The organism is Nocardioides alpinus (assembly GCF_900112035.1).
Classification (GTDB): domain Bacteria; phylum Actinomycetota; class Actinomycetes; order Propionibacteriales; family Nocardioidaceae; genus Nocardioides; species Nocardioides alpinus.
This window is the reverse complement of sequence record NZ_FOKC01000004.1, coordinates 44,668-64,516: the sequence shown is the minus strand read 5'-3', so window position 1 is coordinate 64,516 and position 19,849 is coordinate 44,668. Positions and strand designations below refer to the sequence as shown.

Annotated in this window: 18 protein-coding genes; 5 read left to right on the top strand and 13 right to left on the bottom strand. The window is 72.6% G+C overall.

Annotated features, from left to right (window positions below; translation table 11 throughout):
• The first annotated feature begins 94 nt into the window (after nt 1-94).
• The gene (locus tag BM127_RS10115; protein WP_091198181.1) at nt 95-1,774 is read left to right on the top strand and encodes an ABC-F family ATP-binding cassette domain-containing protein; all 1,680 of its coding nucleotides are present in this window, start codon (nt 95-97) and stop codon (nt 1,772-1,774) included.
• Nucleotides 1,771-2,796: a GNAT family N-acetyltransferase gene (locus tag BM127_RS10110; RefSeq protein WP_091198725.1), complete on the top strand. Its 1,026-nt coding sequence runs from the start codon at nt 1,771-1,773 to the stop codon at nt 2,794-2,796. Before BM127_RS10115 ends, BM127_RS10110 begins: the two co-directional genes overlap by 4 nt.
• On the opposite strand, the gene BM127_RS10105 is transcribed toward BM127_RS10110, so the two are convergent.
• Together BM127_RS10105 and BM127_RS22255 are read right to left on the bottom strand one after the other, a co-directional pair.
• Nucleotides 2,793-3,665, bottom strand: a complete 873-nt coding sequence (locus BM127_RS10105; RefSeq protein ID WP_157829541.1) for a phosphotransferase enzyme family protein — start codon at nt 3,663-3,665, stop codon at nt 2,793-2,795. The genes BM127_RS10110 and BM127_RS10105 overlap by 4 nt on opposite strands.
• A gap of 44 nt (nt 3,666-3,709) precedes the next feature.
• Nucleotides 3,710-4,603 carry a DUF1444 domain-containing protein gene (locus BM127_RS22255; RefSeq protein WP_157829540.1) on the bottom strand — a complete coding sequence of 298 codons (894 nt, stop codon included), beginning with the start codon at nt 4,601-4,603 and terminating at the stop codon, nt 3,710-3,712.
• A 163-nt stretch (nt 4,604-4,766) separates the two neighbouring features.
• On the opposite strand from BM127_RS22255, the gene BM127_RS10100 reads away from it, so the two are divergent.
• The 3 genes from BM127_RS10100 to BM127_RS10090 are packed head-to-tail and all read left to right on the top strand — an operon-like array spanning nt 4,767 to nt 6,663.
• Nucleotides 4,767-5,378 (top strand): nucleotidyltransferase domain-containing protein, encoded by a 612-nt coding sequence (locus tag BM127_RS10100; protein WP_231263205.1) that lies wholly within the window; start codon nt 4,767-4,769, stop codon nt 5,376-5,378.
• 9 nt (nt 5,379-5,387) lie between these two features.
• Nucleotides 5,388-5,870 (top strand): GNAT family N-acetyltransferase, encoded by a 483-nt coding sequence (locus tag BM127_RS10095; protein WP_091198175.1) that lies wholly within the window; start codon nt 5,388-5,390, stop codon nt 5,868-5,870.
• A gap of 7 nt (nt 5,871-5,877) precedes the next feature.
• On the top strand, nt 5,878-6,663 hold the full coding sequence (locus BM127_RS10090; protein WP_091198173.1) for an LLM class flavin-dependent oxidoreductase: 786 nt from the start codon (nt 5,878-5,880) through the stop codon (nt 6,661-6,663).
• On the opposite strand, the gene BM127_RS10085 is transcribed toward BM127_RS10090, so the two are convergent.
• The 11 genes from BM127_RS10085 to BM127_RS10035 form a co-directional block, all read right to left on the bottom strand.
• On the bottom strand, nt 6,644-7,933 hold the full coding sequence (locus tag BM127_RS10085) for a WD40 repeat domain-containing protein (protein WP_091198170.1): 1,290 nt from the start codon (nt 7,931-7,933) through the stop codon (nt 6,644-6,646). The two genes, BM127_RS10090 and BM127_RS10085, sit on opposite strands and share 20 nt — an antisense overlap.
• A 33-nt stretch (nt 7,934-7,966) precedes the next feature.
• Nucleotides 7,967-9,139: an acyl-CoA dehydrogenase family protein gene (locus BM127_RS10080; RefSeq protein ID WP_091198167.1), complete on the bottom strand. Its 1,173-nt coding sequence runs from the start codon at nt 9,137-9,139 to the stop codon at nt 7,967-7,969.
• 13 nt (nt 9,140-9,152) lie between these two features.
• Nucleotides 9,153-10,295, bottom strand: coding sequence for an acyl-CoA dehydrogenase family protein (locus BM127_RS10075; RefSeq protein WP_091198165.1), 1,143 nt, complete (start codon nt 10,293-10,295; stop codon nt 9,153-9,155).
• A 2-nt stretch (nt 10,296-10,297) separates the two neighbouring features.
• Nucleotides 10,298-11,449: an acyl-CoA dehydrogenase family protein gene (locus BM127_RS10070; protein WP_091198162.1), complete on the bottom strand. Its 1,152-nt coding sequence runs from the start codon at nt 11,447-11,449 to the stop codon at nt 10,298-10,300.
• Between the two features lie 95 nt (nt 11,450-11,544).
• Complete coding sequence (locus tag BM127_RS10065; protein WP_091198159.1) at nt 11,545-12,720, bottom strand: S1C family serine protease; 1,176 nt, start codon at nt 12,718-12,720, stop codon at nt 11,545-11,547.
• A 67-nt stretch (nt 12,721-12,787) separates the two neighbouring features.
• Nucleotides 12,788-13,291 carry a GNAT family N-acetyltransferase gene (locus tag BM127_RS10060; protein WP_091198155.1) on the bottom strand — a complete coding sequence of 168 codons (504 nt, stop codon included), beginning with the start codon at nt 13,289-13,291 and terminating at the stop codon, nt 12,788-12,790.
• 16 nt (nt 13,292-13,307) lie between these two features.
• Complete coding sequence (locus BM127_RS10055; RefSeq protein ID WP_231263206.1) at nt 13,308-13,835, bottom strand: SigE family RNA polymerase sigma factor; 528 nt, start codon at nt 13,833-13,835, stop codon at nt 13,308-13,310.
• 1 nt (nt 13,836) lies between these two features.
• Entirely contained in the window at nt 13,837-14,535 is a 699-nt protein-coding gene (locus tag BM127_RS10050) for a hypothetical protein (RefSeq protein ID WP_091198719.1), read from the bottom strand.
• A 113-nt stretch (nt 14,536-14,648) separates the two neighbouring features.
• Nucleotides 14,649-16,958, bottom strand: coding sequence for an ATP-binding protein (locus BM127_RS10045; RefSeq protein ID WP_175507369.1), 2,310 nt, complete (start codon nt 16,956-16,958; stop codon nt 14,649-14,651).
• Nucleotides 16,959-17,073: 115 nt separating this feature from the next.
• Entirely contained in the window at nt 17,074-18,378 is a 1,305-nt protein-coding gene (locus tag BM127_RS10040) for a citrate synthase (protein ID WP_091198147.1), read from the bottom strand.
• A gap of 112 nt (nt 18,379-18,490) precedes the next feature.
• Nucleotides 18,491-19,816 (bottom strand): NAD(P)/FAD-dependent oxidoreductase, encoded by a 1,326-nt coding sequence (locus BM127_RS10035; RefSeq protein ID WP_091198144.1) that lies wholly within the window; start codon nt 19,814-19,816, stop codon nt 18,491-18,493.
• Nucleotides 19,817-19,849 lie beyond the last annotated feature (33 nt).

Here is a 19,849-nt window from a genome sequence, read left to right as displayed (position 1 = left end):
GGACTGGTCCAGACCACGTGTCCTCCCCCCGGCGTGTGCCCGTGGCGGATATCGGGGAGACGCCGCCGCCACCGGCAGTGGACAATGACTCCTCGTGGGTCACGTGGATGTTGCTGGAGTGCGGTACGAGCTGCCGGACGGGCGGGTGCTGCTCGACGACGTCAGCTTCCGGGTCGGCGACGGGCAGAAGGTCGCCCTCGTCGGCGCCAACGGGGCAGGCAAGACCACCCTGCTGCGGATCGTCACCGGCGACCTGACGCCCCACGCGGGCGTCGTCACCCGCTCCGGCGGCCTGGGCGTGATGCGCCAGTTCGTGGGCCACGGCGGTGGTGACGAGACCGTCCACGACCTCCTGCTGAGCGTCGCACCCCCCGCCGTACGCGCTGCCGCGGAGGCGGTCGACGCCGTCGAGCTGGCCCTCATGGACACCGACGACGAGCGCACCCAGATGGCCTACGCCACGGCTCTCTCCGACTACGCCGACGCCGGCGGGTACGACGTCGAGGTGACGTGGGACGTGTGCACCACCTCGTCGATGGGACTGCCCTTCGACCGCGCGCGCCACCGGTTGCTCTCGACGCTGTCCGGCGGCGAGCAGAAGCGACTGGTCCTGGAGTACCTCCTCCGCGGCCCCGACCAGGTCCTCCTCCTCGACGAGCCGGACAACTACCTCGACGTGCCCGGCAAGATCTGGCTCGAGGGGCGGATCAGGGAGTCGGCCAAGACGATCCTCTTCATCAGCCACGACCGCGAGCTGCTCGACAACACCGCCACCCGGATCGTCACCGTCGAGCTCGGCAGCGCGGGCAACCTGGTGTGGACCCACCCGGGGGGCTTCTCGAGCTACCACGAGGCGCGCAGCGACCGCTTCGAGCGCTTCGAGGAGATGCGGCGGCGCTGGGACGAGGAGCACGCCAAGATCAAGGCGCTCGTGCTCCGGCTCAAGATCAAGTCGGAGTACAACGACGGCATGTCCTCGCAGTACCGCGCGGCACAGACCCGGCTGAAGAAGTTCGAGGACGCCGGGCCGCCGATGGAGCAGCCGCGCGAGCAGCAGGTGACCATGCGCCTCAAGGGCGGTCGCACCGGCAAGCGCGCCGTGGTCTGCACCGACCTCGAGCTCTCCGGGCTGATGCGGCCCTTCGACCTGGAGGTCTGGTACGGCGAGCGGGTGGCCGTGCTCGGCTCCAACGGGTCCGGCAAGTCGCACTTCCTGCGGCTCCTCGCCGCCGGCGGCAGCGACCCCGACATCGAGCACCAGCCGGTCGGCACACCTCCTGCCCGGGTGCCGCACACCGGGAGCGCCAAGCTCGGCGCCCGGGTGCGGCCGGGGTGGTTCGTGCAGACGCACGAGCACCCCGAGCTGCTCGGGCGCACGCTGCTGGAGATCCTGCACCGCGGCGACGCCCACCGCGACGGGATGGGCCGCGAGGCCGCCAGCCGGGTGCTCGACCGCTACGAGCTCGCGCACGCCGGCGAGCAGAAGTTCGAGTCGCTGAGCGGCGGCCAGCAGGCGCGCTTCCAGATCCTCATGCTCGAGCTCTCCGGCGCGACGCTGCTGCTGCTCGACGAACCGACCGACAACCTCGACGTGCAGTCGGCCGAGGCGCTCGAGGCCGGTCTCGAGGCCTTCGACGGCACGGTGCTGGCGGTGACCCACGACCGGTGGTTCGCCCGCGGCTTCGACCGCTTCCTGGTCTACGGCGCCGACGGCGAGGTCTACGAGTCCGACGGCCCGGTGTGGGACGAGGGCCGGGTGGCGCGGTCGCGATGAGTGAGCTGCAGGTCAGTGAGCTCGACGTCCACGACGACGCCGTCTTCGCGAGCTGGCACCGGGTCTACGCCACGGCCGAGCGGCACGACCTCGACGACGCCGCGACCGTGTGGCAGGTCGAGGAGCTCCGTGCCGCCATGCAGACGGCGAGCACGCACTCGTGGTCGGGCGGCTGGGTCGGACGCGTCGACGGCGAGGTCGTGGCGTCCGGGTGGATGCGGACACCCCTCCTCGACAACACCGAGCTGGCCGAGGTCGCGGTGCACGTCCTGCCCGCGCACCGGCGCCGCGGCCTCGGGTCGGCGATGCTCGAGGTGCTCGAGTCAGCCGCAGCCGCTCGGGAACGACGCGTGGTCACGGGGCTGTGCGGATGGGCGTCGACGCAAGGCTCCTCCGGCGACGGCGCATCCGGGCCGTCCTTCGCCCGGGCGCGGGGCTACGGGCTGGCGCTCACCGAGGTGCAGCGCGAGCTCTCCTTGCCGGTGCCGCCGGAGGTCCTGGCTGCCCTCGCCGACGACGCGGCACGGGCGCACTCGGCGTACTCGCTGCACTCCTGGGTGGGTCCGGTGCCCGACGACCTGCTCCAGGGATGGGCGGAGATCACCTCCACCCTGGCCACCGAGGCGCCGACGGGTGACCTCGAGCTCGAGGCGGAGGTCGTGGACCCCGCGGTGGTGCGCGAGCGCGAGGAGACCCTGGCCCGGCAGGGGCGCACGAAGTTCAACACCGTGGCGCTCGCGGCGTCCGGTGAGGTCGTCGCCTACACCGACCTCGCCACGACCGTCCACGAACCCGGTCGCGCCTACCAGTGGGGCACGCTCGTACGCCGCCAGGACCGCGGCCACCGGCTGGGAGTGGCGGTCAAGGTCGCCAACCTGCGGTTGCTGCAGCGCGAGCGTCCGGACATCCACCGGCTGACCACCTACAACGCCGAGGTCAACGGGCACATGATCGGCGTCAACGACGCTCTGGGCTTCCGCCCGGTCGCGCGGCTCGGCGACTTCCAGAAGAGGCTCCTCTAGACCGGTCCGAGGTCACGGAGGCGGCGGCGGGCGTCGTCGAGCCCCTTCGTGTTCTCGGTCGCGTCCGCCACGCCGGTGAGGTCGTCGGTGGCGATGCGGCCGGCGAAGTAGACGCCCTGCACCGCTTCGCGGAAGCGGCGGAACGTGTCGAGGTGCTGCATCTCGTCGGTACCGAGCGGTCCGTGGGCGGCGTAGGTCGCCAGGAACGTCGCGGCGTGCTGCGTCCCGCCGAGGTACATGACCGCTGACGCCACGTCGTAGAGCACGGGACCGCGGCGCGCGCCGGCCCAGTCGATGAGCCCGGTGATGCCGGTCCTGTCGTCGTGGATGAACGCGCCCGGGACCGGATCTGTGTGCAGCAACGACCAGGTGAGGGCCAGCGATCTGGTCTGCTCCCGGGCCGCGGTGATGGCCCGGGTGAGCCACGGGTGCGCGCGCACGCCGGGCATCTCGAGGTCCAGCCAGTCGGGGGCGAACGTGGCCGCACTCGGGCCGGGGGACGGGTCGCCGGCAGTGTGCACGTCGGCCAGGGTGTGGGCGATCCAGCGCTGCTCCTCGTCGGTGTCGCCCTCGAGCCCGCGACCCGGCACGTGCTCGAGCAGAGCGAGACCGACCCCCGTCGGGACGAGGTCGCCCTCGCGGGTGGGGACGGGTCGGCCGGTGACGAGGCCGGCGGCGGCGAGCAGGGTGGCTACCTCGGTGCCTGCTCGCAGGGCCGCCACGGCCGCGCCTGCGACCGCCTTGGCGACGTACGTCGATCCCTGGTGCTCGACCAGCCAGGTCTCGGAGTTCATCCCGCCGCCGAGCGGAGTGACGTGGGTGGGGGTGAGGCCCCAGTGCTCGGCGAGGGCGTCGCTCGGGTCGTCCACGCGAGCAGCCTCGCACGCAGGCGAGGCCTTGTCGTTGCGTTTCTTCAGCTGGCCTCGCCGAGGTCGATGCCCATGGCTGTGACGAGGCCCAGCAACGCCCGGTCGTCGAGGTCGAAGCCCCGCGCGTCCGGTGCGACCACCCGGAGCGCGTGCATGTCCGGGGACACCAGGAAGACGTCCGGGCAGATGGGGTAGGGCTCCTCCGCGAACGTGCGGAACGCCAGCCATGACATGGCCACGGCAGTGTCGAGGACGTGCTCGTCCACCGGCACGTGCACCCAGAGCTCGTACTTGGTCGGCACGGCGACGAGCACGCCGTGCTCGGGGAAGTCGATGCGCAGCGTGCGCAGCAGGTCGGGGAGCACCGTGATCCGCGCGGCACCGTAGGCGTCGCTGCTGTCGAGGAACTCGACCCAGGAGCTCCGGACGTCCGGGTCCACGCGGCGGCGGGTGTGCCGGGGGCGGGGGAGTGCCGCGACGTTGCCGAGCGCAGTGTCGTAGGCCTCGTCGCGGTCGAGGCCGACGACGTCGAGCTTGCCGAACTCCTGGCTGAAGCCGTCACCCTGCGCCGCGACGACGGCGAGGAGACCGGGCAGCGGTCGGACGGCGTCGTAGGTCAGCAGGCCCTCGCCCTGTGCCTCCGGCCACAGCTTCACCCGGAGGTCCTCGGGGGAGGGCTGGTGGTCGGGTCTCGAGCGATCGAGGGTGGTGAGCTGCGCACGCACGGCGCGGGACCACCGCTTGCGCGGCATCATGCTGATCGTGCGGGCGAGGTTGTCGAGGCCCATCGTCATCCCGCCCTCGACCTCCAGCGCGACGCCGTCGAGCACGTTGCTCGATCGGCCCAGGTCGGACAGGACCCGCCGCGCCTCGGCGACGAGCCATCGGGTGTCGGAGACGCTGAGCCCGGGGAGCCGGGGTGTGTCATCAGTGGTCATGGACCGATCGAAACAGGATCCGGGACGGACCGTCGGCGCTCCTCCACAGGCCCGGGGATCGTGGACCACCTACCGTCCACAGGGGTGGCGACAGGGGCCGTTCCACAGGTGGGGCCAGTGCCAGTTGCGGCGGACCGTGCCCGCCCTCCTCTACCGTGCTCAGGTGCCCGACCACGACGAGATCGTCCGCCTCTACGGCCCGTGGCTGCCGCGCACCCCGCGGGACGTCGCGACGTTGATGCAGGGCTACGGCGGCCCGTGGTGGATCGCCGGCGGCTGGGCCGTCGAGGCGTTCACCGGTGTTCCTCGCGACCACGACGACGTGGACCCGAGCATCCCGCGTGGCGACGTCGCCGCGCTGCGCGACCACCTGCGCGGGCGCCTCGACGTGTGGCAGGCGGACGACGGCCTGCTCCGGCCGATGGTCGAGGAGACCGACACGATCTCGGACACCTGCGAGAACCTCTGGCTGCGGCCCAGCGGGGCCGACCCGTGGGAGTACGACGTGATCCTGATGCACGCCACCCCGACGACCTGGACCTTCAAGCGCGACGCCCGCATCAGCCTCCCGCTGTCGGAGATCCTGTGGGTGAGCGGCGGCATCACCTACCTCCGCCCCGAGGTGCAGCTGCTCCACAAGGCCCGCGCGGTGCGGCCGAAGGACCAGGTCGACTTCGACGTGTGCGCGCCACTGCTCGCGGACGAAGGCAGGTCCTGGCTGCGTGGGGCCCTCGCTCTCGCGCACCCCGGCCACCCCTGGCTCCGCCGCCTCTAGGCTCGCCGCATGCCCACGCCCGAGCTGGTCCACCTCGACGCCGACGGCTGGCGGGACTTCCGCGACGTACGGCTCGCCTCTCTCGCCGACTCCCCGTACGCCTTCGGCTCGCGCCACGCCGACTGGGTCGACGCGACCGAGGAGAGGTGGCGTGCGCGCCTGACCGACGTGCCGTTCACCGTCGTCGCCAGGTGCGGCTCCGGCCTCGTCGGCGTGGTGTCCGGTGTGCCCTCGGACGACCACGTCGAGTTGATCTCCCTGTGGGTCGCTCCGGCGCAGCGCGGCACCGGGCTGGCCGGACGGCTCATCGCTGCCGTCGTCGCGTGGGCCACCGCTCTCGGCCGCGACACCCTCCTCATGGTCCGCGACGACAACGTGCAGGCGATCCGTGCCTACGAGCGGGCCGGCTTCGCCGACCTCGGCGTACCGCCGGACCGGCCCGCCGACGAGCCGCGGGAGCGCCGGATGCGCCACGCTCCGCGCGCGGGATGATCGACCCATGAGCACACGCCGGGGCCTCTTCGTCGCTCCCTTCGATGCCCTCGCCGACCCGGCCGTGGTCGGCGACCTCGCCGCCGCCGCGGAGGAGGCCGGCTGGGACGGCTTCTTCGTCTGGGACCACCTGCAGTACGGCGAGCGGGTGAGCGACATCGCCGACCCGTGGATCTGCTGTGCCGCGATCGCCCTGCGCACCGAGCGACTGCTCCTCGGCCCGATGGTGACCCCGTTGCCACGGCGCAGGCCACAGGTGCTGGCCCGGCAGGCGGCCAGCCTGGCGGTCCTCTCGGGTGGGCGGTTCGTGCTCGGCCTGGGCATCGGCGACGACTGGGTGGGGGAGTTCAGCGGCTTCGGCGACGAGCCGGACCCGAAGGTGCGCGGCCGGATGCTCGACGAGGGGCTCGAGGTGCTCACGACGCTGCTGGCGGGCGGAGCCGTCGACCACGTGGGAGAGCACTACGCCGCCCGTGACGTCCGCTTCCGCCCCGCGGTCGACGTACCGATCTGGCTGGCCGGTCGCTTCGGCAACGGGGCACCGATGCGTCGGGCCGCGCGCCACGACGGCTTCTTCGTCATCGGCCTCGACGGCCCGGACGACCTCGACACGGTGAGCGCCGGGCTGGCCGCGCACGACCCGGCGCCGGGCTTCGACGTCGTGGTCGACCTCCAGCCCGACCAGGACGTCGCGCCGTGGCTGGACCGCGGAGCCTCGTGGGTGCTGACCCGGATCGGACCCTACGACCTCGATCTCGCCGAGGCGCGGAGGATCATCGACGCAGGTCCGTGACCGGGTCGGCCCCGTCATCCGCCGCACCTGCGGCGCGGCGCCGCCACCGTCGCAGGACCCAGCGCGAGACGGACCAGGCGACGAGGCCCACCACCAGTGCGAGCCCTCCGCGGAACGGGAGCGGCCACGGCCCGCGGTCGATCTCGGTGGGGTCGACCACCTGCAGGTCGCCGACCGTCGCCGAGGCCATCTGGAAGCGGCCGACGCCGTAGCTCTGCAGGCCGGTGATGCGCATCAGGGTGCGGGGCTCGGCCCCGTCGAGGGGGACGGTCGACAGTGCGTAGCCGAGCGACCCGCAGCAGTCGAGCAGCATCACGACCTCGCCTGCGTCGGTCCAGCCCAGGACTCGTCCCGGACCTGCCAGCGCGAGCGGCAGCGGTGCCGGCACCTCCCCGCCCTCGCCGGACGGATCGACGAAGGCGACGCCCGACGGCATCCCGGTGTCGGGGACGCCGATCGGTGCTCCGGAGGGCTCCAGGCTGGTGAGGGCCAGCAGCCTGCCGTCCGGCGACCACGCAGCCGGACCTGCCAGCACGCCGTCGGTGTCGAGGTCCCGCTCGGCGCCACTGGCCAGGTCCACCACCCGGAGCCGGGCCTCGGTGCCGGCCGTGTCGGCCTGCTCGACCGCGAGCTCGGAGCCGTCGGGGGAGAAGGCCACGGCGGTGACGTCGTCCTCCCGGAGGATGTCGGTGCTGTCGTCCTCGAGGTCGAGGAGCCCGACCTCACCGGCGATCCGCTCACCGGTGTACGGGTTGGTGGGGGCCGAGGACAGGACGTGGGCCAGCGTCCTGCCGTCGCGGGACCAGGCCACGGGCAGGACGCTGCGGCCGGTCGGGAGCGGGTGCGTCGTGGTCGCGCCGGTGAGGAGGTCGACCACGACGACGTCCGGGTCAGCGGTGTCGTGGTCACCGACGGCGACCTTCGTGCCGTCCGGTGACAGCAGCATGGGGGCCGGGTCGCCCTGGGTCTCGGCGCCCGCCCGGTCCTCGGCCGCGTCGACGCGGCGGTAGACGTCACCGCCCGCGCCCAGCACCACGGCCTGGGGATGGTCGAGGAACTCCACGCCGTAGCCGTGCTGGAAGAGCGCCACGGCGGGGCCGGGCGGCGAGCTCGAGACGTTGCCCGTGAGGAGGGAGTAGCCGGCCAGCTGTTCGGGGACCGCAGCCGCTCCCGACGAGGGGATCGCACTGCCCGACAGCCCGGTCAGGGCCACCGCGAGGGCAGCCGAGCCGACGCCGATCGCCACCGGCAGCCCCCCGACCATGCGCATGCGCCGACTCTAGGGCGTCGGCGCACGCGTGGGTCACACGAACGCGCTGATCCCCGTCTCGTCGCGGCCGATCAGCAGCTTCTGGATCTGCGAGGTGCCTTCGTACAGGGTCATCACGCGGGCGTCGCGGAGGTACTTCGCGACCGGGAAGTCGTCGACGTAGCCGGCACCGCCGTGCACCTGGATCGCGTTGTTGGCGGCGCGTACGGCGGCCTCCGAGGCGAACAGCTTGGCCTTGGAGGCGGCGATGCCGTAGGGCTCGCCACGGTCGATCAGGTCGGCGCAGCGCCAGGCCAGCAGGCGGGCCGCGTCGGCGTCGACCGAGATGTCGGCGATGAGGTCCTGCACCAGCTGGAAGGACGCGATCGGCTTGCCGAACTGCTGGCGCTGGGTGGCGTAGGCCACCGACGCCTCGAGGCAGCCCTGCACGATGCCGACGCAGCCCGAGGCCACGGCGAGGCGCCCCTTGTCGAGGGTGCTCATCGCGATCTTGAAGCCCTTCCCGACCTCGCCGAGCCGCGCCGCGTCCGGGACGCGTACGTCGTGGAGGAACAGCTCGGCGGTCGCCTGGCCGCGCAGCCCGAGCTTGCCCTTGATCTCGCGCGCCTCGAAGCCCGGGGAGTCGGTGGGCACGAGGAAGGCCGTCACACCACGCGGGCCGTCGTCGCTCGTGCGGGCGAAGACCAGTGCCACGTCGGCCCAGGTGCCGTTGGTGATGAAGAGCTTCTGACCGTTGATCACCCAGTCCGCCGCTCGTCCTGAGCCTGTCGAAGGGTCCGCGACTGCCCGGGACGTGAGGTTGCCCGCGTCGGACCCGGTGCCGGGCTCGGTCAGCCCGAAGCAGCCGAGCTTGGTGGCGTTGGCCAGCTGGGGCAGCCACTCCTGCTTCTGCTCCTCGCTGCCGTGGAAGAGGATCGACTTGCCGACCAGCCCGCTGCTGACCGACACGATCCCGCGCAGGGCGGAGTCGGCGCGACCGAGCTCCTCCATCGCGAGGGAGTAGGTGACGTAGTCGCCGCCCACGCCGCCGTACTCCTCGGGGATGGTGAGCCCGAAGAAGCCCAGCTGCGCCATCTTCGGCACGATCGCGAGGTCGACGGACTCGTCGTGGTCCCACTGCATCCGGTGCGGCACCGCCTCGCGCTCGAGGAAGTCGCGGGCGAGGTCGCGGAAGGCCAGCTGCTCCTCGGTGAGGGAGAGGTCCATCAGTGCCGACTCCTCATGACAGCGCCTCGACCAGCTCGTGGTCCGTCACCCTCGCGGACAGGCGCGCGAGGTGGTGGGGGCCGTTGCCGAGCCACTGGTCGAGCACCTCGAGGTGCGCGGTACCGACGCCGACGGCGTACTCCGCGGTCATGCCGATGCCGCCGTGCAGCTGGATCGCCTCCTGGCCGATGTGGCGCCCGGCGCGGGTGATCTGCAGGCCGACCCGGTCGGCCGCGTCGGCCACCGCGTCGCGGTCGCCGCCGGCGATCGTCATGGTGGCCCAGTCGACCATGCTGTGCGCCAGCTCGAGCGAGACGTACATGTCGGCCGCGCGGAAGTTGAGCGCCTGGAACGTGTTGAGCGTGACGCCGAACTGCTTGCGGCTCTTGAGGTAGTCGGTCGTCGCCCGCACCTGGCTCTGCATCACGCCGAGCGACTGGTTGGCGCCCATGATCCGGGTCAGGTCGCTGATGGTGGCGACGCTCGGCGAGAGGTCGCGTCCCGCTTCGCCCAGCGGCGTGGCGGCGCTCCCGTCGAAGCGCACGGAGGCTGCGTGGGTGAGGTCGGCCGCGGCGTACGTCGTGCGCTCGACCGCGTCGGCGGCGACCACGAAGACACCGGTGCCGTCGCCGTCGGGCAGTGCGGCGGTCACGACGAGGTGGTCGGCGGCCCCGCCGGCGACCACCGGGTCGGCGACACCGTCGAGGGTCCACGTGTCCCCGGAGACGGACGCGCGCACGCCGTCGGCGCGCGAGGCCCAGCGGCCGCCGGGCGACGTGTCGGCTGCGGCCAGCACGATCTCGCCGGCACTCAGCCGGCCCAGCAGGTCGGCCTTCTGCTCGGGTGAGCCCAGGGCGGCGACCAGGCCGCCGGCGTGGACCACGCTCGCGAGATAGGGCTCGGGGGCGAGCACGCGGCCGAGCTCCTGGCACACGATGCCGATCTCCACGGGCCCGGCGCCCACACCACCGTGGTCCTCGCTGAAGGGCAGCCCGAGGACGCCCATCTCGGCGAGACGTCCCCAGAGGGCGCGGTCGAAGCCCGGCTCGTCGGCCACGGTGCGACGCCGCGCCTCGTGGTCGGCGTACGCCGTCGCGAGGAGGCCTCGCACGGCCTCGCGCAGGGCCTGCTGCTCGTCGTCGTAGGTGAAGTCCATGATCAGAGTCCCAGGATCGTGCGGCTGATGATCTGGCGCTGGATCTCGTTGGACCCGCCGTAGATCGACGCCTTGCGGAGGTTGAGGTAGGTCGGTGCCGAGCGACGGGCCCAGCCGTCCTGCGGCGAGTCGTCGTCGGCGCGCGACGCGAGCGAGGCCGGCCCGGCGAGGTCGAGCGCGAGCTCGCTCACCGCCTGCTGCAGCTCGGTGCCCTTGAGCTTGAGGACCGACGAGGCGGGATGCGGCTCGCCGCCGGAGGAGTGCGCGACCACGCGCAGCGCGGTGAGCTCGAGGGCGAGGAGGTCGTTCTCCAGCTCGGCCACCCGGGCCCGGAGCAGGGGGTCGTCGAGCAGGTCCCCGGCGTTGGCCTTCAACGTCGAGAGGGCGCGCTTGGTGGCCCCCACCGGCGCCACGCCGACGCGCTCGTTGCCGAGCAGGAACTTCGCGATCGTCCAGCCCTGGCCGGGCTCGCCGACGAGCAGGTCGCCGGGGACGCGGACGTCGGTGAACCAGACCTCGTTGACCTCGTGGCCCCCGTCGATCAGCTCGATCGGGCGGACCTCGACGCCGGGGGTGGTCATGTCGATGAGGAGCATCGAGATCCCGGCCTGCTTCTTCACCTCGGGGTCGGTGCGCACGAGGGTGAAGATCCAGTCGCCGTGCTGACCGAGCGTGGTCCACGTCTTCTGGCCGTTGACGACCCAGTCGTCACCATCGCGCACGGCCGTCGTGCGCAGGCTGGCCAGGTCGGACCCGGCGTCGGGCTCGGAGAACCCCTGCGACCACCAGATGTCGAGGTTGGCCGTGTCGGGCAGGAAGCGCGCCTTCTGCTCCTCGGTGCCGAACTGCGCGATGACCGGTCCGATCATCGAGGCGTTGAAGGCGAGCGGGATCGGCACCCCGGCGCGCTGCATCTCCTCGTGCCACAGGTGACGCTGCAGGTCGGTCCAGTCCTGGCCGCCCCACTCGGTCGGCCAGTGCGGCACGGCGAGGCCCTCCGCGTTGAGCAGGCGCTGGCTCTCGACGATCTGGTCGCGGGTGAGGTGGCGCCCCTCGAGGACGGTGTCCCTGATCTCCTGCGGGACCTTCGAGGTGAACGCCTCCCGCATCCTCGTCCGGAACTCCGCGTCGGCGGGCGTGAGCTCGAGCTGCATGTGACTCCTCTGCTGATGGCCGCGGCCGGCGCACGAGAAGGCCGGCCGCACCATCATGGCGCGGCCGGCCCAAACCCGCTGGGACCGGCAGCCGATCAGCCGGTGGTGGCGTCGCTGTCCAGCGTCACGGACGCCTCCTGCGACTCGCCGCCGCGGGTCCACGTCACGGTGACGGTGTCGCCGGGCCGGTAGGACCGGATGGTCGCGACGAGGGAGTCGCCGCCGGTGATGCGCTGACCGTCCACCGCGGTGATGACGTCGCCGGACTCGATGCCCGCCTCGGCGGCGGTCGACCCGTCGGAGACCTCGGACACCATGGCGCCGGCCTCGTCGTCGGCCACCCGGATGCCGAGCCGCGCGTGGGTCGGGGTCTCGCCGGCGGCCATCTGGTCGACGATCGGCATGACCTCGTCGATCGGGATCGCGAAGCCGAGGCCGATGGAGCCGGACTGCGCGCCGTCCGCAGACTGGGAGGCGGCCGTGCGGATGGAGGAGTTGATCCCGACGACGGCGCCGCTCATGTCGACGAGCGGCCCACCGGAGTTGCCGGGGTTGATGGCCGCGTCGGTCTGGATCGCGGGGTACGTCGTGGAGTTGCCCTCGTCGTCGGAGCCGACGTTGACCGGGCGGTCGAGCGCGCTGACGATGCCGCTGGTGACGGTGGCGTCGAGGCCGAACGGCGAGCCGATCGCGACCACGCCCTCACCGACGCCGAGGTTGGCGGACTTGCCGATCGTCGCGGCCGTGAGCCCGGCGACGCCGGTGGCCCTGATGACCGCGGTGTCGGTGAGCGGGTCGGTGCCCAGGATCTCGGCGTCGGCGCTGCTGCCGTCGGCGAACGACACGGAGAGCGTCCCGCCGTTCTCGGCCAGCTCGACGACGTGGTTGTTGGTGAGGATCGTGCCGTCGTCGGTGAGGATGATCCCCGAGCCCGACGCGCTGCCCTCCTGGCCCGTGACGTCGATCTTCACGACGCTCGGCAGGACCTTCTGGGCGACGGACTCCACCGAGCCGTCGGCGGCCGGCGACTGCGTCTGGTTGGCGATCGTCGAGGTGCTGAGACCGTCGGCGCGCGCGGCACTCGCCGGCTCGTCGTGGAAGGCGTCCCACGCGGCAGCCCCACCGAGCCCGGCTCCGCCGCCCACGAGCAGGGACGTGGCCACGACCGCCGCCGCCAGGCCCGTACGCCGTCGCCGCGGCTCGCGCTGGGGCGGCAGGGGAGGCTGCTGGGGCTGGTGGAAGGGGTACTGGGTCGTGGATCCGTCGCTCATGGCTCCAGCCTGAGGCGCTGCCCTGTGCAGGCGCTGAGAGAGCGCTGGGAAGTGGAGAAGTACCCCGTCAGCGCGGCACGTCCGGCAGGGCGAGCCAGTCCGCCCAGGACAGGTCGCGTCCGACGTACCTCGGCTCCGAGAGCGGCCACACCTCGGCGATCCAGCGCGGCACCAGCTCGTCCAGCACCCGCTCCAGCTCGGTGCCGACGCACTCGTCGACCACCCACCACGAGATCTCGGCGTCCGCCCCGACCTTCTCGGGAGGATCGATGTAGACGCAGCCCAGCAGGGCCGTCTCGTCGGTGTCGAGGAGGGCGTAGTTGAAGGACTGGTGCGCCTCCATCTCCGCGGCGTGCCGGGCCAGGTCGGCCCGGTCGGCCTCGTGCGACATGTCGGCGGGCGGCCATCCCCACGCCTCGCCGTAGATCCCCCACAGGCGCTCGCGGGACCCCATCACGGCGACCATGTCCAGGTCGGTGTCGTCGGGGCTGATGGGACGCAGGTGGTGCCCGAACGGGACCTCGACCCGGGTCGGGTGGGTGAAGCCGGCAGGCAGCCAGGGAAGGGGCATGGAGTTCCTCTCGGTCTCAGCCGGCGAGTGCCGTGTCGACGGCGAGTCGGCGCAGCGTGGTGATGGCGCGGCTGGTGTTGGACTTGACGGTTCCGGTCGAGCAGCCCAGGACGGCAGCGGTCTCGGCGATGCTGAGCTCTTCGTAGTAGCGCAGTGCCACTGTGTCCCGCTGCTGCGGCGGCAGCCCCTGCACCAGGGACCACAGGCCGACCGCGTCGGCACGACCGGGCGTCACGACCGCTCGTTCCGGCGGCGAGGCCGTGCTGACCTCGCGGTGACGCCAGGACTGGCGGTGCCAGCTGATGTGCTGACGGGTGATGGTGCGCCGCACGTAGGCATCCGCGGCGCCCCGGTCCCGCAGGGTGTCCCATCGGGCGAGCACCCGGACGAGCGAGGCCTGGAGCAGGTCCTCGGCGGTGTGCGGGTCGCCCGCCACGGACCATGCCCAGCGGAGCAGGGCGGGCCGCCGCGCGGCGACGTACGACGCGAAGTCGAGGTCCGTCCCGCCGACGACGCGCAGCGCCTGCGGGCTCCCGGGGGACACGTCAGGCTCCTCGGGAGGACCGGAGCAGCCCGACCGCGAGGACGACGAGCCACACAGGCCCGGTCATCCCGGCCATGTACTGCAGCGGACTTACCAGGAACAGCGTGGTGATGCCGCCCAGCACGAGGCTCGTCCAGCCGAGCCACCGGGCGTACGCCCCCTGCCGGAGCGCCGCGCTCGCCACGGCCAGGCCGGTGAGCCCGGCGCCGCCCCACAACCACGGGATCGTGCCGATCCAGTGGTTGAAGAAGGTGGCGTTCTCCGGCAGCACCAGGCTGGTGTCCTCGGCGAGCGCGAAGACGAACTCCGTGGTCAGTCCCGCGCCGATGAGCTGGGCGACGGCAACGAGGCCGAGGCCCGCCGCGGCGACGCCGGGGACGAGGCTGTCGGCGTCGGTCCGGCGCACCAGCTGACGGTGGAGCCCGGCGGTGAAGAGCACCAGCAGGACGCACGAGACCATCGTGGCGGTGTGGAAGGCCAGGATCGACGGCACCTGGCCGGAGAGCGCCTCGGTGATGGCTGCGCCGTCGCCGGACGTGGCGGGGTCGTAGACCGCGTCGACCATCCCGCCGGCGATGCCACCGGCGACGGCGAGGACACCGGCTCCGATGCCGGCGAGGATCCAGCCGCGGCCGTGGGGTCCCGAACGGGGCGCGGAGGTGGTGGTCGTGGTGGTGGACTGGTCGAGCGTGCTGCTCATGGCGGCTCCCGGGTCGTGGGGGGTCGGCACGGTCGTGCCGTGGCACCACCCTCGGAGCAGCAGGGGCCGCACACCATGCACAGCACCAGGTGTACGAGTGGTGTACGGGTCGCTCAGCTCCGGCTGGTCCCCCCGCGCAGCATCGATGCGGCCATCTCGGGTGACAGGCCGCGGCCGGTGTCGAGCGCGTCGTCGTAGCGGTCGTCCCCGAGGTGGGTCCGCGCCTCTGCTGCCGCGGCAGCGATCGCCGCCGGGTCCGGCCGGTAGTAGCCGTAGCCCCGCGAGCCCAGCGTCTCCCGGATCGCCTGCGCGGCACCGAGCAGCAGCGGCACCCGGGCGTGCTGCCCGGACGCTGCTGAGACGACCGCGCCAGCGTCCAGCAGGTAGGCCAGGTTGGCCTGGTCGCCCGTCTCCAGCGAGAGCCTGGTGCCCTCGTCGAGGTGTCGCCGGGCGGCCTCGTGGTCGCCGCGCCCGAGCTCGACCTGGAACAGGTTGTAGAGCGCGATGTAGGACGTGAGGCGGTCCTCGCGCCGGCGCGCGGAGCCGAGGCCCGCCTCGACGAGGCGTACGGCCTCGTCGGCGTCGCCCTCGAGCAGCGCGACCGTTCCGAGCCAGATGTGGGCCAGGGCCCACGTCCACTCGACCTCGGGCCCGCCGGCCTCGGCGTGGCCCACGGCCTCGACGAACAGCGCGCGTGCGGCGGAGAGGTCGCCGGCCACCAGCGCGGCCAGGCCTTCCCCTGCGACCGCGTTGGACAGCACCTCGGGGACGTCTCCGGCGTGCTCGCGCGCGAGTCGCCACCTCCGTGCGGCCGCGTCCACGTCGTCCATCGCGAAGGCCATCGTCGCGGCCGCGAGGGCGGCCCGGGCGTGCACCTCGGCGGGCAGGCCGGTGGCCCGCTGGAGCACCGACTCCGCGAACCGGCGGCCGTGGTCGTGGTGGCCGCGGAGCCACCAGTAGAGCCAGAGCTCCCACGCCATCGCCGCCGGCGTCTCGACGTCACCCGCGGCCAGGGAGCGCTCGGCCGCGACGGTGAGGTTGGCGTGCTCGAGGTCGATCCGGGTCAGCGCGGCGACCTGGCCGCCGTTGCGGTAGCTCGAGCTGGTGGCCCGGGCGACCGACAGGTAGTGGGCGGCGTGCGCACGGGCCGCGGTGTCCCACTCGCCAGCCTCGTCGAGCAGGTCGCGGGCGTACTGGGCGACCGGCTCCAGCATCCGGATCCGGCCCGCGGGCTCGACCACGACGAGCGAGTGCTCGATCAGGGCCTCGAGCGTGGTGGCCACGTCGTACGCTGCTCCGGCGTGGTGGGCGACCGCCTCGAGGTCGGCGAGGGTGGTGCCGCCGGCGAAGACGCCGAGCAGGCGCAGCAGCTGCCGGCCGGGCGCGTCGAGCAGGCCGTTGCTCCAGTCGAGGGTGGCGCGCATCGTGCGCTGGCGCGGGGGCAGGTCGCGCGGGCCGGACTGCAGGGCGGTGCCGAGCCGGTCGAGGAGTGCCGCCGGGGCGAGCAGCCGGGCCCTCGCAGCAGCCAGCTCGAGGGCGAGCGGGAGGCCGGCCAGGCGCTCGCACGTGGCGGCGACGGCGGCAGCGTCGGACGGGTCCGCACCCCAGCCGGGGCTGACCCGCTGGGCCCGGTCCAGCAGCAGCGTGGCTGCCGGCGAGGGCGATCCGTCGCGACGGTCCTCCACCTCCAGGGGGTCGACGCCGTACTCGGTCTCGCCGCGCACCCGCAGCGGCGCGCGACTGGTGGCCAGCACGGTCAGGTCGGGGACCGCCTCGACCAGCGCGGCCACGTCCGGCGCAGCGTCGAGCAGGTGCTCGACGTTGTCCAGCACGAGCAGCAGCTGCTGCCCGCGGAGCCGCTCGACGATGTCGTCGGCCACCGTGCGGCCGGGTTCGCGGCCGGCGTCCAGCGCGTCGGCGACGGCCGGGAGGACCTGGCCGGGCTCGAGCAGGGGAGCCAGCTCGACCAGCGTGACGCCGTCGGCGTACCGGTCGCGTACTGCGGTGGCGACGGCCAGCGCGAGGCGCGTCTTCCCAACGCCTCCAGGACCGCTGAGGGTGACCAGCCTGCGCGTGCGCAGCAGGTCACCGACGCGTGAGATGTCGTCGCCGCGTCCGACGAGCGGCGACGCGGGCACCGGCAGGTCACGCGGTCGGGCTCCGGACGGGCCGGGCGTGGCACGCGGTGTGCGCGCCGGGACGGCGTCCAGGAGCGTGGTGCGCTGCTCGTCGGTCAGCTCCAGTGCGACCGCGAGCGAACGCAGGGTGTGCGGGTAGGGGCGGGTGCGGGTGCCACGCTCGAGCGCGCTGATCGCGTGCGGGCTCAGCCCGGCCCGCGCCGCCAGCTCCTCCTGCGACAGCCCGCACGCCTCGCGCAGCCCGCGCAGCACCTGGCCCAACGTGCCCGCACGATCGGTCCCCACGACACCTCCCGCCACTCTGGAGCGGAGTGTAGTGATCGGAGGGTCCCGGCGACACACGCACGAACGCCCCGGCCGGTGCGGTCGGGGCGTTCGTCGTACGTCGGGTGGGGCGGGCTCAGCTCCAGCGCTCGGAGGACGCGGTGAAGGTCAGCTCGCGGTCGCCGGTGTAGATCTGCTTGGGGCGGGCGATCTTCTGGTCCTTGTCCTGCACCAGCTCGGACCACTGCGCCAGCCAGCCCGGGGTGCGGCCGATGGCGAAGAGCACCGTGAACATCTCCGGCGGGAACTGGAAGGCCTCGTAGATCAGGCCGGAGTAGAAGTCGACGTTGGGGTAGAGCTTGCGCTTGACGAAGTACTCGTCCTCGAGCGCGATCTTCTCCAGCTCCTTGGCGATCTCGAGGAGCGGGTTGACCCCGGTGACCTCGAAGACGTCGTCGCAGGCCTTCTTGATGATTGTGGCGCGCGGGTCGAAGTTCTTGTAGACCCGGTGGCCGAAGCCCATCAGGCGCTCGTTGCCGTTCTTCACGCCCTCGATGAAGGCGGGGATGTTCTCCTTGCTGCCGATGCGCTTGAGCATCCGCAGCACCGCCTCGTTGGCGCCACCGTGCAGCGGGCCGTAGAGGGCGCCGACACCGGCCGCGACGGCCGAGTAGGGGTCGACCTGCGAGGAGCCGACCGAGCGGACCGCGTTGGTCGAGCAGTTCTGCTCGTGGTCGGCGTGCAGGATGAAGAGCACGTCGAGGGCCTTGACCAGGCGAGGGTCGGCCTCGAACTTCTGCTCGCTCATCTTGAAGAGCATCGAGAGGAAGTTGGCGGTGTAGCCGAGGTCGTTGTCGGGGTAGACGAACGGCTTGCCCTGGGCGTGGCGGAACGACCACGCGCCGAGCGTCGGCATCTTCGCGATCATGCGCACGATCTGCATGTGGCGGTTGTCCGCGTCGCTGATGTTGCGGGCGTCGGGGTAGAACGTCGACAGCGCGCCGACCGAGGCCATCAGCATGCCCATCGGGTGGGCGTCGTAGCGGAATCCGTGCATGAATCCCTTGACGTTCTCGTGCACGAACGTGTGGTAGGTGATCTCGTGCACCCAGGTGTCGTACTGCTCCTTGGAGGGCAGCGCGCCGTGGATGAGGAGATAGGCCACCTCGAGGAAGTTGGACTTGTCGGCCAGCTGCTCGATCGGGTAGCCGCGGTACTCCAGGATGCCCTTGTCGCCGTCGATGTAGGTGACGGCGGAGCGGCACGAGGCGGTGTTGACGAAACCGGGGTCGTAGGTCGCGAGCCCGGGCTCGTCGTCGGTGAGACGGATCTGTCCCAGGTCCTTGGCTGCGATCGTGTTGTCGCTGATCGCTATGTCGTAACTCTGACCGGTCCGGTTGTCACGGACGGTCAGGGAATCCTTGGCCGCTACGTCGGTCACGTCGGCTCCTGTTCCGGCATTCGATGGATTTCGGCGTCTTGCGTACGTCTTTGGGTCCGTCCAACTTAGCCGCGGTCCTCGGACGAGCGCGAACCGGTGTCCACGACCCGGTTCAGCGCCCGGCCACCCGGTTGGCGACGCGGGCGATGCGGCTGGTGCGGTCGAGGCCGGCGTCCTCGCGGTGGTCGGCGGCGCGGTAGAGCCGGTAGAGCGCGTGCACGCCGGCCCACCGGAGCGGCTCGGGCTCCCACCGTCGGACGCGGTGGTTGGTCCACGGCAGTCGGGTCAGGTCGGTGTCGTGGCCGAGCACGAGGTCGCGCAACGTACGACCGGCGAGGTGGGTCGCGGTGAGGCCCGAGCCGACGTAGCCACCGGCATGGCCGAGCCCCGTCGCGGGATCGAAGGCCACGCTCGCGCTCCAGTCGCGCGGGACCCCGAGCACCCCGCACCAGGCGTGGTCGATCCCGATCCCGCCGAGCGACGGGAACAGCGACGTGAGGGTCGAGCGGAGCGACGCCACGGTCCGGTCCTGGGTGCGCCCCTCGACGTCGGTGCGCGAGCCGAAGCGGTACGGCACACCGCGTCCGCCGATCGCGATCCGGCCGTCGGCGGTGCGTTGGGCGTAGCAGTAGGCGTGGGCCTCGTCGCCGAGCAGCTCCTCGCCGCTCCACCCGATCGCGTCCCACTGGGCGGCGGTGAGCGGCTCGGTCGCGATGATCGCGGAGTTCATCGGCAGCCACTCGCGCCGGTGCCCGGCCAGCCCGGCGGTGAAGCCCTCGAGGCAGCGCAGCACCACGGGTGCCCGCACCGTGCCGTGCTCGGTGACCACGGCGCCCGGCGTCACCGAGACGGCGCGGGTGTCCTCGTGGATCCGTACGCCTCGCTCCCGCACGATGCGGGCCACCCCGCTCACCAGCCGGGCGGGGTGCACCCGCGCGCAGTCGGGGTCGTAGCGGCCCGCGACGGCACCAGCCACACGGATCCGCCGCTGCACCTGTGCCGCGTCGAGCTCGCCGGCCAGTCGCTCGGCCTGCGCCGCCGAGCGGGCGACGTAGAGGACGCCGCTGCGCACGATGTCGGCCTCGATGCCCTCCCGTGCCGCCACTGCGATCACCTCGTCGACGGTGTCGCGCACCGCGGTCCGCATCCGCTCGACACCCTCCGCGCCCGCCACCTCGGCGTACGCCGTCGCGCTGCCCGGCAGCTCGCTGGACAGCCAGCCGCCGTTGCGCCCGGACGCGCCGAAGCCGGCGAACTCCGCCTCGACGACGCGGATGTCGAGGGTGGGGTCGGCCTCGTGCAGGGAGAAGGCGGTCCAGAGCCCCGTGAGACCGCCCCCGACGATGACCACGTCGCAGCGGGCGTCACCCACCAGACGGTCGGTCGGCGTGGGCACGCCGACCTGCTGCCACCAGAAGGAGACGCCACCGTTGTGCACCCGGTCATTGTGGCCCTCTGCGCACGCTCCGCC

Coding starts and splice junctions, on each gene's coding strand:
- BM127_RS10085 (WP_091198170.1), bottom strand. CDS start 7,933: ATGCGCATGGTCGGGGGGCTGCCGGTGGCGATCGGCGTCGGCTCGGCT.
- BM127_RS10080 (WP_091198167.1), bottom strand. CDS start 9,139: ATGGACCTCTCCCTCACCGAGGAGCAGCTGGCCTTCCGCGACCTCGCC.
- BM127_RS22255 (WP_157829540.1), bottom strand. CDS start 4,603: ATGACCACTGATGACACACCCCGGCTCCCCGGGCTCAGCGTCTCCGAC.
- BM127_RS10110 (WP_091198725.1), top strand. CDS start 1,771: ATGAGTGAGCTGCAGGTCAGTGAGCTCGACGTCCACGACGACGCCGTC.
- BM127_RS10090 (WP_091198173.1), top strand. CDS start 5,878: ATGAGCACACGCCGGGGCCTCTTCGTCGCTCCCTTCGATGCCCTCGCC.
- BM127_RS10075 (WP_091198165.1), bottom strand. CDS start 10,295: ATGGACTTCACCTACGACGACGAGCAGCAGGCCCTGCGCGAGGCCGTG.
- BM127_RS10050 (WP_091198719.1), bottom strand. CDS start 14,535: ATGAGCAGCACGCTCGACCAGTCCACCACCACGACCACCACCTCCGCG.
- BM127_RS10070 (WP_091198162.1), bottom strand. CDS start 11,449: ATGCAGCTCGAGCTCACGCCCGCCGACGCGGAGTTCCGGACGAGGATG.
- BM127_RS10060 (WP_091198155.1), bottom strand. CDS start 13,291: ATGCCCCTTCCCTGGCTGCCTGCCGGCTTCACCCACCCGACCCGGGTC.
- BM127_RS10065 (WP_091198159.1), bottom strand. CDS start 12,720: ATGAGCGACGGATCCACGACCCAGTACCCCTTCCACCAGCCCCAGCAG.
- BM127_RS10095 (WP_091198175.1), top strand. CDS start 5,388: ATGCCCACGCCCGAGCTGGTCCACCTCGACGCCGACGGCTGGCGGGAC.